This window comes from Absicoccus sp. (assembly GCF_034090965.1).
Classification (GTDB): domain Bacteria; phylum Bacillota_I; class Bacilli_A; order Erysipelotrichales; family Erysipelotrichaceae; genus Absicoccus; species Absicoccus intestinalis.
The window spans coordinates 1-16,071 of sequence record NZ_JAXDRQ010000007.1 but is presented as its reverse complement, the minus strand read 5'-3'; the positions used below and the strand labels follow the sequence as shown (position 1 = coordinate 16,071).

General features: G+C 38.7%; 11 protein-coding genes, 1 pseudogene and 1 other annotated feature. Of the genes and pseudogenes, 3 read left to right on the top strand and 9 right to left on the bottom strand.

The genetic code is table 11. The annotated features are described in order from the left end of the window. Positions 1-62 precede the first annotated feature (62 nt). Positions 63-3,569 carry a pyruvate:ferredoxin (flavodoxin) oxidoreductase gene (nifJ, locus tag SOS22_RS00745; RefSeq protein WP_320596014.1) on the bottom strand — a complete coding sequence of 1,169 codons (3,507 nt, stop codon included), beginning with the start codon at positions 3,567-3,569 and terminating at the stop codon, positions 63-65. 173 nt (positions 3,570-3,742) lie between these two features. Between nifJ and SOS22_RS00740 the strand changes: the two genes are divergently transcribed. Then, positions 3,743-4,213, top strand: coding sequence for a divergent PAP2 family protein (locus tag SOS22_RS00740; protein WP_320325711.1), 471 nt, complete (start codon positions 3,743-3,745; stop codon positions 4,211-4,213). 25 nt (positions 4,214-4,238) lie between these two features. Then, positions 4,239-4,496 carry a NifU family protein gene (locus SOS22_RS00735; protein ID WP_320325712.1) on the top strand — a complete coding sequence of 86 codons (258 nt, stop codon included), beginning with the start codon at positions 4,239-4,241 and terminating at the stop codon, positions 4,494-4,496. 14 nt (positions 4,497-4,510) lie between these two features. Here SOS22_RS00735 and SOS22_RS00730 read toward each other — a convergent pair whose 3' ends face one another. After that, positions 4,511-5,263 carry an esterase family protein gene (locus SOS22_RS00730; RefSeq protein WP_320325713.1) on the bottom strand — a complete coding sequence of 251 codons (753 nt, stop codon included), beginning with the start codon at positions 5,261-5,263 and terminating at the stop codon, positions 4,511-4,513. 80 nt (positions 5,264-5,343) lie between these two features. Here SOS22_RS00730 and typA point away from each other — a divergent pair, with 80 nt between their 5' ends. Continuing rightward, positions 5,344-7,179 (top strand): translational GTPase TypA, encoded by a 1,836-nt coding sequence (typA, locus tag SOS22_RS00725; protein WP_320596013.1) that lies wholly within the window; start codon positions 5,344-5,346, stop codon positions 7,177-7,179. A 23-nt stretch (positions 7,180-7,202) separates the two neighbouring features. Here the strand turns inward: typA and SOS22_RS00720 are convergent, their stop codons facing one another. The 7 genes and pseudogenes from SOS22_RS00720 to fusA form a co-directional block, all read right to left on the bottom strand. Further along, on the bottom strand, positions 7,203-7,637 hold the full coding sequence (locus tag SOS22_RS00720) for a MarR family winged helix-turn-helix transcriptional regulator (RefSeq protein ID WP_320596012.1): 435 nt from the start codon (positions 7,635-7,637) through the stop codon (positions 7,203-7,205). A 101-nt stretch (positions 7,638-7,738) separates the two neighbouring features. Next, a complete protein-coding gene (locus SOS22_RS00715) occupies positions 7,739-8,197 on the bottom strand; it encodes a MarR family winged helix-turn-helix transcriptional regulator (RefSeq protein WP_320325716.1) in 459 nt (152 codons plus the stop codon). A 110-nt stretch (positions 8,198-8,307) separates the two neighbouring features. After that, complete coding sequence (locus SOS22_RS00710; RefSeq protein ID WP_320596011.1) at positions 8,308-10,923, bottom strand: valine--tRNA ligase; 2,616 nt, start codon at positions 10,921-10,923, stop codon at positions 8,308-8,310. Positions 10,924-10,953: 30 nt separating this feature from the next. Continuing rightward, positions 10,954-11,157, bottom strand: a binding site (T-box leader). Between the two features lie 36 nt (positions 11,158-11,193). Continuing rightward, positions 11,194-12,870 carry a M3 family oligoendopeptidase gene (locus SOS22_RS00705; protein WP_320325718.1) on the bottom strand — a complete coding sequence of 559 codons (1,677 nt, stop codon included), beginning with the start codon at positions 12,868-12,870 and terminating at the stop codon, positions 11,194-11,196. A gap of 59 nt (positions 12,871-12,929) precedes the next feature. Then, a complete protein-coding gene (gene ptsP, locus SOS22_RS00700) occupies positions 12,930-14,636 on the bottom strand; it encodes a phosphoenolpyruvate--protein phosphotransferase (RefSeq protein WP_320325719.1) in 1,707 nt (568 codons plus the stop codon). A 124-nt stretch (positions 14,637-14,760) separates the two neighbouring features. After that, on the bottom strand, positions 14,761-15,372 hold the full coding sequence (locus SOS22_RS00695; protein WP_320596010.1) for an ECF transporter S component: 612 nt from the start codon (positions 15,370-15,372) through the stop codon (positions 14,761-14,763). A 147-nt stretch (positions 15,373-15,519) separates the two neighbouring features. Beyond that, positions 15,520-16,071, bottom strand: a pseudogene (gene fusA, locus SOS22_RS00690) (elongation factor G); the annotation flags it as partial.

Here is a 16,071-nt window from a genome sequence, read left to right as displayed (position 1 = left end):
GCTCTAATCATAACGAATTCTCAAAAAAAAAGGAACTGCAAATACAGTTCCTTTTCAGTAGATTATTCGTCTTCTTTTGCCATAGAAACTAAACGATGATAACGACGTGCAGCATCTGCTTTCGCTTCTTCGAATAATTCATCGGCTTTTTCAGCACCTTTTAACTTAACCAATTGATTGAATCGAGTTTCTCTCATCATGAAGTCTTTCATCTTCGAGTAATCTGGTTCTTTTGAATCAATTGTCAAGTGTTGTTCAGCACGTGGATCGTAACGATACAATACGACATATCCACAATCTACGGCATCACGTTGTACTTGTTGATGGATTCCTAATCCACCCTTGATATGATGCTCAGCACAAGGTGCATACGCAATGATCAATGATGGTCCATCATAGCTTTCTGCTTCTTGGAATGCTTTCAATGTTTGCATCTTATTGGCACCCATACATACAGAAGCAACATAAGCTGTACCATAAGTCATGACAATTTGTCCTAAATCTTTCTTAGCAACCGTCTTACCACCAGCAGCAAACTTAGCAATGGAAGCACGTTGCGAAGATTTAGAAGATTGTCCACCCGTATTTGAATAAACCTCAGTATCTAAGACTAATACGTTCACATTCACGTTGTTGGCCATGACATGGTCTAATCCACCATATCCAATATCGTAAGCCCAACCATCACCACCGATGATCCATACTGATTTTTCAACCAAATCCGCATCGGCTAATGCTTTTACATCTTCATTGGCTTCTTTAGCAGCTAATTCTTTGATTTGTGGTGCTAATGCACGTTCTGCATCTTTGTCACCCTTTGCTTCAAGATATTTTTCAAAAGCAGCCTTCAATTCTGGAGCAACACTATCCATGTTTTCTTCCATTGTCTTATAGATCGTAGACATACGGTAGTTTTGTGCCAATGCCATACCATATCCATATTCGGCATTATCTTCGAACAAAGAGTTAGCCCAAGCAGGTCCATTTCCATCTTTATCCGTTACAAATGGTGTATCTGGTGTAGCACCACAATAGATGGAAGAACATCCAGTTGCATTGGCAATCATCATGTCTTTACCAAATAATTGAGATGCTAAACGATAGTAAGGTGTTTCACCACATCCTGGACAAGATCCTGGAACTTCGAAATAAGGCATCAAGAATTGAGAACCTTTGATCGTGTTCTTAGGGAATAGATCTTTCTTGTATTCAGTTTCTTTGAATAGGTAATCTGCCAATGGATCTTCATCCAATTTGTCATGGATAGGAACCATCTTCAAGGCTTTTTCACCCTTCTTACCTGGACATTCAGTGACACATAATCCACAACCAACACAGTTAGAAGGTGAAGTTTGTACGCGGAATGATAATTTTTGATCTTTTACACCAATAGCTGGAACCGTCTTGAATTCTTGTGGTGCATTAGCCACTTCTTCATCAGTCAAAGCAAATGTACGAATGGTTGCATGTGGACATACGAAGGAACAAATTCCACATTGAATACAGTTGTCTGGATTCCAATCTGGAACCATGGCAGCCGTAGCACGATGACCTTTGAATGCTGCATTTGGTTGCATAGAACCATCCAATGCATATTTAGCAAATGTGCTTACTGGCATATCGTATCCTTCCAAAGCATTGATACGACCTGCATATTCATCCCAATAAGGATCACCAGTCATTGTACGTAATTCACCACTTGGTAATTCAGCCCATGCTGGATCAACTGGAACTTCAACAATACCATCTTTACCAGCATCGATTGCTGCATAGTTCAATTGAACGATTTGATCACCTTTCTTACCATAAGACTTCTTAGCGAATTTCTTCATCAAATCAACCGAAGTTTCCAAAGGCATGATTTGTGTATTCAAAGCAAAGAAAGCACTCTGTAAAATCGTATTGGTACGACGACCCATACCGATTTCTAAGGCAATCTTGGTTGCATTAATGATATAGAATTTTGCATGTGCCTGTGCTAAACGTTTCTTCAAACGATTTGGCATATGTTTTACGATTTCTTCTTTATCGAAAGTTGTATTCAATAAGAAAGTACCGCCATCTTTTAATCCACGAGCTACATCATAACGGAACATATAAGCATCCAAAGATACTGAGATAAAGTCCGCATTATTTACATAATAAGTAGAGTGGATTGGTGATTTTCCAAAACGCAAGTGAGAACGAGTAACACCACCGGCTTTTTTCGAGTCATATGCGAAATAACCTTGTGCATATTGATCGGTATTATCACCAATGATCTTGATCGTGTTCTTATTAGCACCTACTGTACCATCGGAACCAAGACCCCAGAACAAACAAGAAGTTGCATCGGATTCGATGACATAACTTGTGTCAACTGGTAAGGATGTATGCGTTAGATCATCCTCGATACCAATCGTAAATCCTGTCTTGATATCGTCTGCTTTTAAGTAATCCAATACGGCTTTGATATGGCAAGGTTGTGTATCATGAGAACCTAATCCATAACGTCCACCGATAATTTCAATTCCAGATTCAGCCAAGGCACCTAATACATCTAAGTATAGAGGTTCACCACTAGCTCCAGCTTCTTTTGTACGATCCAATACAGCAATACGTTTAACGGTTGCAGGTAAAACTGCTTTTAAGTATTTTGCAGAGAATGGACGATACAAATGAACCTTGATCATACCGACTTTTTCACCCTTAGCAACTAAGTCGTTCACAACTTCTAATCCAGCTTCACTTGCTGAACCCATAACCACGAAGACACGTTCAGCATCTGGCGCACCAACATAGTTAAATGGTTTATAGTCACGTCCAGTGATTTCACTGACCTTCTTCATGTAATCAGCGACAACATCGGCGACATTTGCATAATGTTCGTTACGAGCTTCAACAGTTTGGAAGAAGATATCATCGTTTTCGTTCGCACCACGAGTTACTGGATTTGTATGTGGGTTCATAGAACGTTTACGGAATTCTTCCAATGCTTCGTAATCAATTAAGTCTTTGTATTTTTCAGTGTCAAATACTTCAACTTTGTGTACTTCATGAGAAGTACGGAATCCATCAAAGAAATGAATAAATGGAACTTGACATTTGATGGCAGCTAAGTGAGCAACACCAGCTAGATCCATAACTTCCTGTACGGAATGCGACGATAACATAGGGATACCGGTCTGACGTACAGCATAAATGTCTTCATGGTCACCGAAGATATTTAATGAACGGCTTGCTAGTGAACGCGCAGCTACATGTAAAACGACTGGTAAATTTTCACCAACCCATTTATAGATATTTGGGATCATCAACAACAAACCTTGACTGGCAGTAAATGTTGTTGCTAAAGTTCCTCCCTGTGCAGCACCATGCACAGCACCAGATGCACCGGCTTCTGATTGTAATTCAGCGATTTTTACAACTTCACCGAATACATTTTTTCGTCCTTGGCTTGCCCAATCATCCATCGATTCTGCCATTGGCGAAGATGGTGTAATTGGATAAATACAACTCATTTCGGTAAGAGCATAGGCATTATGGGCCGCAGCCGTGTTACCGTCCATGGACTGGAATTTTTTTGCCATATAATTTCCTCCTTAAATATTTGGTTTATTCATACCAAAATTATTATACGAGTTTTGTATTATTTTTTAAAGGACAATTTTTACGCTTTTATCAATTATTCATTAAGCATATCACTATTCTTTTATCATCTGTGTGATATAATGAACACAAGAAATCAAGGGAGGAAGGATTTATGACCATTCCTGCTTCACTTTTTCCATTAGTGACAGCACTTGTTTGCAATTTAATTGCACAAGTTCTCAAGACCATCTTTTATTATTTGAAATCTGGTGAATGGGACCTCCACTGGGTCGTAGCAAGTGGTGGATTTCCCAGTTCCCACTCTTCAACCGTAACCGGTCTTTCCATGGCCATCGGCATTCAAGAAGGATTTAATTCTGCGTTATTTGCCGTTACCGCTATTTTCGCATTCATCGTCATGTATGATGCTTGCCATGTACGTTACTATTCCGGAAAAAATATTGAATTAACGCAGCAATTGATCAAGGATCTCAAAGATGAAGCACAGATAAATATCGATTATGACGAACCCATTTATAAAGAGCAGCTCAAAGCTGTATTAGGTCATAAATTTACGGAAGTCATTGGTGGATTTATCATTGGTCTATTGGTTCCATTATTTATTAGCCCTTTATTTCTATAGATAGTAAGATAAGGAGATGCATACCATGTCAGCAGAACAAACAAACGAAGAACATATCCCGACAAAAAAAGAAGTCGAAGCATGTATTGATAAAATTCGTCCCTATATCCAACAAGATGGTGGTGACATTGCCTTTTTGGGTATTGACGAAAACAATGTTGTGTATGTCACATTCCGTGGTGCTTGCCAAGGATGCTTTATGGCCGTCAACGATTTTTCCAGTGGCATCAAATCATTGATCTTAGATGAAGTGCCTGGCGTACGAGATGTCATGCTTGTTTAAAAAGGCGATGTAGCTTAGACTACATCGCCTTTTAACATATGATCTATATAATATGGAAATTGTTTTTGCCACCAAGGCCAATCATGCGCTACATCATACCCCCAATAATCACACCAAGCATGAATGCCTTTTTCTTTAAAGATTTGTTCTAATTGTCGTAGATCTTTTGAAGTTTCTCTTTCCCAATCGCCTTGTCCTACACAAAAAATCATGGGATGTAAGTTGTATTTCCGAATATATGGATGATCCTTACCTATATTATATAAATAAGCCATGGGATTGTTTTGATACGTGATCTCATCATGATAACCAGCATAATATTGATCCATTTCATAGACGCCTGACAAGGCTAAAATACCATCAAACAAATCTGGAAAACGAAAGAAGAGATTGGTTGCATGGGTAGCTCCCATACTAGCTCCAGTTACCCACCAAGGCATGGAAGATCCAAAATACAGATCCGCTTCGGGTTTTAACTCATGAATGATATATTGGATCCAAGCTTCATGACGATCATAACGCTCTTTGGGATCACCATGATCATTGGACCACGTCTCCAGATCAATGGCATCACAAGCGATAAACCGAATCTTTCCTGCTTCAATTTGCTCAGCAACCGTCTCATACATATGCCGATCTTCCCATTCAAAAAAACGATTGTTTTGGGTTGGAATCACTAGACATACTTTCCCTGTATGTCCATAGATCTTGTATTCCATTTCTCGATCTAAATATCTCGAATACTTTTTAAAATATTTTACTAACATGCACATATTATAACATATTGCAAATTTTTATACTTTGAATTATACTTGTACTGTTTTTTAGACAGAAAGAGAGTGACACTATGTCCAATAGAGAAAAAATCTTGAACATTGCCGTCATCGCCCATGTCGACGCAGGAAAAAGTACGTTAGTTGATGCTTTCTTGCGACAAAGCGATGTATTCCGTGACAATGAAGAAGTCGTTGACTGTGTCATGGATTCCAATGATTTGGAACGTGAACGCGGTATCACTATTTATTCTAAGAACTGTTCGATCATCCACAATGGCGTAAAAATCAACATTGTTGATACACCAGGCCATGCTGACTTTTCCAGTGAAGTCGAACGAATTATTCGTACCGTAGATACAGTCATCTTATTGGTCGATTCCAGTGAAGGACCTATGCCACAAACACGATTTGTGTTATCCAAAGCATTGGAAATTGGTTTGAAACCCATCCTACTGATCAATAAGATCGATAAAAAAGATCAACGCGCCGAAGAAGTTGTTGATGAAGTATACGATCTATTCCTTGACTTAAACGCAACCGATGAACAATTGGACTTCCCTATTTTATATGGCGTTGCCCGTGAAGGCCGAGTCCAATACGATTTGAATACACCAAGCGACAATATTGATCCTTTGTTTGATACGATCTTAAAACATTGTGATCCCTATCCAGACAAAGATGATCAACCAGCTCAAATGCAAGTATCCGCTTTAGCCTATGATGATTATATTGGTCGTTTAGGTATTGGTCGAATCTACAATGGCGTCCTGCATCAAGGCGATACCTATATTCGTTGCAATGAGCAAGGTTTAAATGAGCGTGAAACCATTTCAAAATTATTTGTCTACAAAGGACTTTCACGTGTCGATGTCAAAGAAGCACACAGTGGTGATATTGTCGTCATTGCCGGTATGCCGGATATCAATATTGGTGATACCATTTGCGACCCAGAACATGTAGAACCAATGTCCCATATTCCTATTGAAGAACCTACCCTTTCGATGAACTTCCATGTCAATACTTCGCCATTTGCTGGTCAAAGTGGTAAATATGTGACAAGTCGGAATTTAAAAGAACGCTTGGAAAAAGAATTGGAAGTCAATGTTGGATTAAAAGTAGAAGAAACCGATAGTGCGGATTGTTTCAAAGTATCCGGTCGTGGTGAACTTCACATTTCCATCTTAATTGAAAATATGCGTCGTGAAGGATATGAATTGGCCGTTTCCAAACCAGAGGTTATCTTACATGAAGATGAAAACGGTCATAAGGTAGAACCCGTCGAAGAAGTCATCTGCATTGCACCAGAAGAATATCAAGGTGCTATCATCAATAAATTGAATCTTCGTAAAGGTGTGATGCAAGATCTAAATGAAGAAAATGGCTATGTACGTATTACTTATCAAGTACCAACACGAGGTCTATTAGGATTCCGTACTGAATTTATCAATGAAACCCATGGTGAAGGTACACTGGTTCGTCGAATTTCTGGTTATGAGCCTTACAAAGGTGAAATTCCACAACGAATGCAAGGTGCTATGATTTCCAATGGAACCGGAACGGCTATGACCTATGCCCTCTGGAATCTGCAAGAACGAGGTACTTTATTTATTTCACCACAAACACCTGTTTATGAAGGTATGATCATTGGTGAAAGTGCCAAAAATATTGATATGGACGTCAATCCATTAAAAAATAAAAAATTGACAGCGATTCGATCCAGTGGACGAGATGAAGCGATGTTATTGACACCACCACGCATCTTTTCCTTAGAAGAAGCATTGGAATGGATCAATGATGATGAATTGGTAGAAGTCACACCTGATGCGATCCGTCTTCGCAAAAAAGGTCTAACAGCCATGGATCGTCGAAATTTATATCGCCAAAAAATGGCAGCCCAAGAACAATAAAAAACACGCAAATTGCGTGTTTTTTACTTATTATTCATGTCATATTCGATTCTTTTATTCAATGCATTTAAAATATGAGAAAAAGCCGAAATTTCGCTTTCATCAAAAGAATCAAATACATCTTCGATTTCGGTTTGACACCATTTTTTACATGCCTGAATTTCTTTGAGTACTTTGTTTGTTAATCGCACATATACAACGCGATGATCCTTTTCATATCGGATTCGCTGGATCCAACCCTTTTCTTCGTACTCGTTCATAAATTGGCTAGCGGCGGCAATACTAATGTCAAAATGTTTCGCCAGACCCGAAATCGTGACCTGATTATCTTTTGCCGTATAAATAAAAGAAATGATTTGAATATCTTTCATTTTATAAGAATTTTTAGTGACGGCAAAAGCATCTTTCTGCCATTCTAAAAAATTATTGATTGCCTCTAAAGCTTCTTGATGTGACATATTGTTTTCCTTTCTTCTCTATTTATATAGATATAAATATATCTATAATGAAGGAGAAAATCAACAAACAAAAAACGCACAATGTGCGCTTTTTGTAGAATCTAATTCTTTTTGTCACGGGGACTGATACTGATTCCCAGTTTTCCATCGATTGCTTTTAATATTCGTGAAAAAGCGAGTATTTCTTCATCGCTGAAATCAGCCAATACTTCATCTGCCCTCTCATCAATCTTTTGCAGACGTTCTTTAAATATATGGTTGATTTTTTCAGTAACCTTTACATGAACAGTTCGACGATCTTTATCCGAACGAATCCGTTCAACCCAGCCTTTATTCTCATAAGCTGTCACAAATTGACTAGCTGCTGCAGGGGTTACATTTAAGTGATACGCTAATTCAGACACAGTAACCATATGGTCCTCATGGGTTCGGTCAATGAATGCCAAAATGTGTAAATCACGCATCTTGAAACCTTCATACCAACTACTGTTTGTAGCAAAGGAATCCATTTGAAGATCCAAAAAGTAATTGATGGCATCTCTTGCTTTTTGTCGGGGCATTTCTTCTTTCCTTTCATCCTATACAATTCATTCTACTTGATTTGTATATTTTGTCAACAAATCTTATTAAACAATAAAATTTATAGACCCCCCCCCCCGAATTTCAGCGACTATTTTGACAAAAGTTCATTTAATTGCTTTTCGGTTAAAGCTAATTCCTGTTGATATTTTGCGAGTTTTTCTCTTTCTTGATTCACTTTTGCTTCCGGTGCTTTCGAAACAAAACCAGGATTGTGCAACATACCATTAGCTCGCTTGATTTCTTTATTTAAACGATCAATTTCTTTTGTTAATTTTGCCTTTTCTTTTTCTACATCGATCAAATCACCCATGGCACAAGTAAAGACAAATTGTCCAAGCGTACGTGATAAAATATCATCCGTATGTAGATCATCCACATTATGGCCATGACACATCTTATTCAATACCGCATTCGCATCTTTTGAGAGCTCATGCCAGCCACCCTTTTCATCACGTAAAGAAATGGTTAGATCTCTACTTGGTTTCATATCATAATTTGTCTTGACTTCACGAACCGTTTCAATGGTGGACATGACCAAATTCATTTCTTCTTTTTCAGCATCTGTATAAGCAAACGCAATGGTTTCTGGCCAAGATTCCACATTTAGACTTTCTTTATCATGTGGCAAATCTAAATAGATTTCTTCGGTCACAAATGGCATGAATGGAGACAACAATTTCAAAATATTGATCATAACCGTATATAGCACGGCTTTTGTGGAAGCAACCACCTTTGGATCTTCACTAAACAAGGTAGCCTTGCTTAATTCGATATACCAAGAACAAAAATCATTCCAAACAAAGTTATACAATTCGTTTCCAACAATGGCCAATTCATATTTTTCCATATTGTCTGTTATATGTCTCAATACTTCATTGAAACGAGATAAGATCCATTTATCGCTACTGGATAAATGTTCAGGATCTAAGACTGGTTTTTCATCACCAACTTGCATTTGTACATAACGAGCTGCATTCCAGATCTTATTGATGAAATTCCAAGCTGCATCCACTTTTGTTTCATCATAACGCACATCTTGACCTGGTGTTGAATTGGTGGTCAAGAAAAACCGTAAAGCATCGGCTCCTTTTTCTTGAATGACATCCATAGGATCGATTCCATTGCCTAGTGATTTAGACATTTTCCGACCTTGACTATCACGAACCAAGCCATGGATCAGAACATCTTTAAAGGGACGATCATGCATCGCAAAACGCGTTTGGAAAGCCATACGAGCAACCCAGAAGAAGATAATGTCATAACCGGTAACCAATGTGTCATTTGGAAAATAACGTTCCAAATCCGGTGTATCTTCTGGCCAACCCAATGTTGAAAATGGCCATAAACCCGATGAGAACCAAGTATCCAAAACATCCTCATCTTGGATCCATGTTTCCGTATCTTTTGGATCTTCCATGCCTACATAGATCTCACCCGTATCTTTATTGGTCCAAGCTGGTATACGATGTCCCCACCATAACTGACGAGAAATACACCAATCTTCGATATTTTCCAACCATTGGGTAAATGTTTTTTCAAAACGAGCCGGAACAAAATGAATTTTTTGATCCTCGTCTTGTTGACATTTTAATACTTCCTCTGCCAATGGTTTCATCTTCACAAACCATTGTTTGCTCAAATACGGTTCAACAATGACACCCGTTCGTTGTGAATGGCCAACTTGATGCGCATGTTCTTCAATATGATCCACGACACCAGCAGCCTCAAAATCTTTGACCAATGCTTCACGACATGCAAAACGATCCATACCGGCATATTTACCACACAGATCATTCATGGTACCATCTGGATTCATACAAATTGGCATCGGTAAATGATATTTTTTTGCCAAGGCAAAGTCGTTCGGATCATGAGCTGGGGTACATTTCATGACGGCTGTACCAAAACTCATATCAATATAATCATCTGCCATGATTGGCAATTCATCACCATTGGCTGGATTGATGGCGTGCAAGCCCACAATATCTTTGTAACGATCATCATCTGGATGGACAAAGATGGCCTGATCGGCAAACATTGTTTCAGGACGAGTAGTCGCTATCACTAATTCTTTTCCGGTTTCCACCACCTTGTATTTAAAATAATACATGTGACCCGGAATTTCTTTATGCTCCACCTCAATATTGGATAAAGCCGTCTTTGCTTCTGGATCCCAGTTAATGATTCGTTCTCCTTGATAGATCAAGCCATCATTATACAGATCCACAAATGTTTTACGAACCGCTTTAGAAAGGCCTTCATCCAAAGTAAATCGTTCTCTTGTATAATCCAAGGACAAACCAAGCTTTGCCCATTGACTCCGAATGGTCGATGCATATTCTTCTTTCCATTCCCATGCACGTTCCAAAAATTTTTCACGACCAATATCATAACGAGAAATGCCTTCTTCTTTTAATCGGGCATCGACTTTTGCTTGTGTGGCTATTCCCGCATGATCCATTCCTGGCAACCATAAGACATCATAGCCTCGCATCCGTTTATAACGAGCTAAAATATCTTGAATGGTTGTATCCCATGCATGTCCTAAATGTAGTTTTCCAGTTACATTTGGAGGAGGAATGACCATACAGTACGGATGCTTGCTCGTATCACCAGCTGTAAAGTATCCCTTGTCTAACCACGATTGATAGCGGTTTTCTTCTACGGCCAAATGGTCGTATTTTGGTGCCATTTCTTTACTCATATTCTCATCCTTTCCAAAAAAAAGCACATCCGAAAGGACGTGCTTTGACGTGGTACCACCTAACTTTGCATCAAATGATGCCTCATTCACATAACGCTGTGTCTGCGAGATCTCCTACTCTTTTCAAAGACCTAGCTCCTAGACTACCTTCATCTTTTTCACAGACCTCTTTTCACCAACCAGAGACTCTCTATCCTGCCACCAAAGATTACTCCTTCTATTCTTTGCTTTTCTAGTTAATAATAACGAAATAGAACACGTTTTTCAAGCTTAATATTTGGCCTTTGTTAACCAATGATACACAGGTTTCATCGTTTTTGCTAAGCAGCCTGGATCCAATGGTACGATCAGCCCAGCTGCTTTTACCAATTGACGAAATGGCAAAGTCCCCCCTAAAGAACATAGATGCTGATAATCTTTCAATACATGGTCATCCTTACGACACCAGAACTCCAACGCACAAACTTGTGCTAAGGTATAATCAATATAATAGAAAGGATCCATGAAAATATGTAATTGACGCATCCACCAACCGCCATTTTCTAAAAAAGGAATTTCTTCATAATTTTTATGTGGTAAATACTGTTTTTCTAATTGTCGCCAACGATCCATTCGTCGCAAAGGACCCCATTGAGGATGGGCATACACCTCATGCTGGAAATGATCTACCAAAGCTCCATAAGGTAAAAATTTAATAGCACCCGATACATGGGCAAACCGATATGCATCGGCTTTATTTCCAAAAAATCGATCCATCCATGGATGGGTAAAAAATTCCATCGACATAGAATGAATTTCACACGACTCATATGTCGGCCAAATACATTCGCTCGGTCTTATATCTTGAGAACAATACACTTGATAGGCATGACCCGCTTCATGGGTCAATGTTTCCACATCTTGATTGGTATGATTTCCATTCGCAAAGATAAATGGACTTTTGTAAGAAGGAATATATGTACAATAGCCGCCAGGTGCTTTATTGGGTTTTGCTTCTAGATCCATTAAATCATGATCCAACATATATTGAAAAAAAGTACCCGTAGAAGGACTCAATTCCTGATACATCTGTAAAGCCGATTGACATAACCCATCAATATCATCAATGGGTGTGGGATTGCCCTCTTTAAATTCCACTTTTTCGTCCCATGTATAGAGTTGGTCCAAGCCAAGTCTTTTGGTTTGTCGTTCATATAATTGTTGGGCAATCGGTACGACCACATCAACAATTTGTTTGCGATAGTTCGCAACATCCTTTTGATCGTAATCAAAACGATACATTCGTTTATAACCAAGTTCAATATAATTCTTATATCCTAGTTTTTTAGCCATTGTATCTCTGGTCTTGACCAGTCGATCATATATCTTATTTAGATCATCTTGATGTTGATCAAACCATCCCCAATAGGCTTTGGTGGCCCCTTTGCGAATGTTTCTATCTTTGGCAGTCATCAAAGGCTCCAATTGAGAAAGGGTGTATACCTTTCCATCCAGATCAATCTGACTGGACGCAATCAGTGCCTGATATTGAGAAGACAATTCATTTTCTTTTTGAAGTTCAGGAATGATCGCATCGGAAAACGTTTCTTGATCCATTTCCTTCGCTAAAAAATAAGTGATTGGAACATCCTTTTTTAATTGCTCACAATATGGACTTTGTAAGATCACAGCATCGGTTTGATGAAAATTCGATTGAATTTCTGGTAATACTTGATCCCAATAATCATTTTCTTGTTGATAAAAAGGATCTTTCGTATTGATTGAATGACGAATTTGACAAAGCGTCACATTCGATTCCAACTTCTGATCATATGCATCCAATTCATCAAAAGCTGCTTTAAATTGTGCATAAGAATCAGCCGTTTCTAAACGTTGTTTAAACGATTCTACTTGTTGTTGAATGTCTTGTTTCTCCATATGAGAATATGTATATTCATTAAATTTCATAGTTTGCCCCTAACTAAAAAAAGCCACAAAAGAGATCTTTTGTGGCTATGATTCCTAGACTACTTGCCTAAACGTTTTTTAATAACTTCTTGTACTTCTTCCATCGTTTCTTTTTCAACACATTCTGCAGCTAATGCTTGTGCATCCGCATAAGACATGTTGTTGATGGTCTTACGAGCACGAAGAATTTGTGTAGCACTCATGGAGAATTCATCCAATCCAAGTCCCAATAGAACAGGAGCCGCTAATTCATCACCAGCCATGGCACCACACATACCACACCAGCTTCCATTTTTATGCGCACCTTCAATGGTCATCTTAACCAAACGTAAGATACTTGGATTCAATGGTTGATATAAATAAGAAACATGTTCAGACATACGGTCAGCAGCCATTGAATATTGGATCAAATCATTGGTACCAATTGAGAAGAAATCAGCATATTTAGAGAATTGATCAGCCAATGCAGCAGCAGCTGGAATTTCTACCATCATACCAACTTCGATATCGTCAGCAACTTTTACACCTTCAGCAATTAATTTGGCTTTTTCTTCCTCATAGATAGCTTTGGCTTGACGGAATTCATTAATCGTTGCGATCATTGGGAACATGATCGCTAAACGGCCATAAACCGATGCACGACATAATGCACGAAGTTGTGTACGGAATACATCTTGTTCTTTCAAACATAGACGAATCGCACGATAACCTAAGAATGGGTTCATTTCTTCTGGGAATTGATAATAAGATAATTTCTTATCTCCACCAATATCCAAAGTACGAACAACGACACGTTTACCTTGCATTCCTTCTAGAACTTGTTTATATGCTTCAAATTGTTCATCTTCCGTTGGGAAATGATCACTGCCCATATATAGGAATTCCGTACGGAAAAGGCCAACACCTTCACCACCATTTTTCAATACACCAGCTACATCATCAAAACCACCAATGTTACCAGCAATATCTACCTTGTGACCATCTGGAGTAACGGTTTCCTGATTGACCAATACTTGTAATTCTTCTTTTTCTTTTGCATAAGCAGCCGCTTTCTCTTTATAGGCTTGAATGGTTGCTTCATCGGGATTTACGATCACTTCTCCATCTAAAGCATCCAATGCTAAGATATCTCCCGTCTTACATGCATCCATGACACCAGGACAACCAACAACAGCAGGAATTTCCAAAGAGTTCGCCATGATGGCGGAATGCGATGTCTTGCCACCAATTTCAGTCGCAAAACCTTTTACATATTCATTCAATTGTGCTGTATCACTTGGTGTCAAATCATGCGCTACAATGATCGAATCTTCATCGATTGCAGTTAGATCAGGAATAACCAATCCCAATAAATTACATTTTAAACGGAAAGTAACATCCTTGACATCAGCTGCTCTTTCACGGAAATAATCATTATCCATACTTTCAAACATAGTGACCATTTGATCAGCTACTTGTTCGGTCGCATATTCTGCATTGACCTTATCATTTTTGATCATTTGTTGGATCTGACCAGCTAATTCTGGGTCATTGACCATCATCAAATGTGCATCAAATACAGCTAATTCATCTGCTGCTAAACGCTTAGCTGCACGTGCTTTTACACCTTCGATATCTTTTACTGTTTTTTCAAGTGCTGCATCAAATTTCTTTAATTGTTCGTCCACATCACAATTTTCTTGTTTTGTGATGACTGCTTTTGGTGTTTCTAGTTTATAAACCTTGGCAACAGATACACCAGCACTTGCCGCAATACCTTTTAACATGATTTACGATTCCTCCTATTAATGCGTGATGAACGCTTTCATTCTATAAAATTTTAACACTATTCCCCTACTATCGCAACTAGTCCGAATCATAAAAAAAGTCCAAGCGAACTTGAACTTTTGTTTATTTGCTCCAGAGCTTGCGCAAAGGTACACTGACCGCACAAGTTATAATACAACATAACACTGCCTCTAAAATGCCTTGTAAGCCAACCACTACCGCAACAAACGCAAATGGATTGGAAACATGTAAAGAAGTAACTAGATTTTGGATGTATTCTGTTTGATAAAAGAACAATACTAATGATCCCATAAAGAAGATGGTATTAAATACCGCTGCCAATAAACCAGCTAAAGCACAATTCAATTTTTCTTTCTTTGGCATAGCCTTATGCAGCGCCTTAAAAATCAAACCAGTACCCCATCCCATCAAAACACGGGCTACAACACAAACCACAAAACATGCCAATGGATTGATACTAAACATGGCCGTACCCATCGCACTTCGTCCGGATATAGCACTAAATAAAGATGTTAAACCAAAAACACCACCCAAGATAGCTCCATCACCAGGCCCCATCACAACAGCACCAATAGCTACTGGAATGGTTAATAGACTCATTTGGATGGGTCCAATCTGTAGATACCCCAATGGTGTGTACGACATGACAAGAATGATGGCGATCAATAAGGCTAGTGCCGCCATACGACGTACCGAACTGTTTGATTGATTCATATTCAATTTTTCCTCCTACTCTCGTTCCAAATGGATACGATGTAAATAAATCAATAGGCAATAATGTCAATGACTGTCTTTCGATCAGTTTTGACTTGCCTTTTTGATTATACACCCTCAAAGAAAAAGACCCAAGAAAACTTGGATCTATTTTTGATGTTGAGCAATGATCTTCTGACTAATATTGTCAGGGACTGGATCATAACGATCCATTTCCATGGTGTAACTACCCAAACCTTGCGACATACTGCGAAGATCTAAAGCATAGCGTAACATTTCCGCCAATGGAACTTGTGCAGTAATGATCTGGTTATCATCCACAGGTTCCATGCCCATGATGGCACCGCGACGTTTATTCAAATCCCCAATAATGGTTCCTGTATAACTATCTGGCACCTCAATGGTCACATTCATGATTGGTTCCAATAAGATCGGATGGGCTTTGGTCATCGCATCTTTGAAAGCCAAGTGAGCCGCTAATTTAAATGCCATTTCGCTGGAATCCACATCATGATATTTACCATCCATCAATGTTGTTTTCAAATTGACCATCTTATAGCCGGCCAATGGTCCTGCTTCACAACATTCACGCAAACCAGTCTCAACAGCCGGGAAATATTGTTTCGGAACAGCACCACCAAATACTTTTTCATCAAAGACCATTTCTTCTTCATCTGGATTTGGTTCAAAATCTACAAA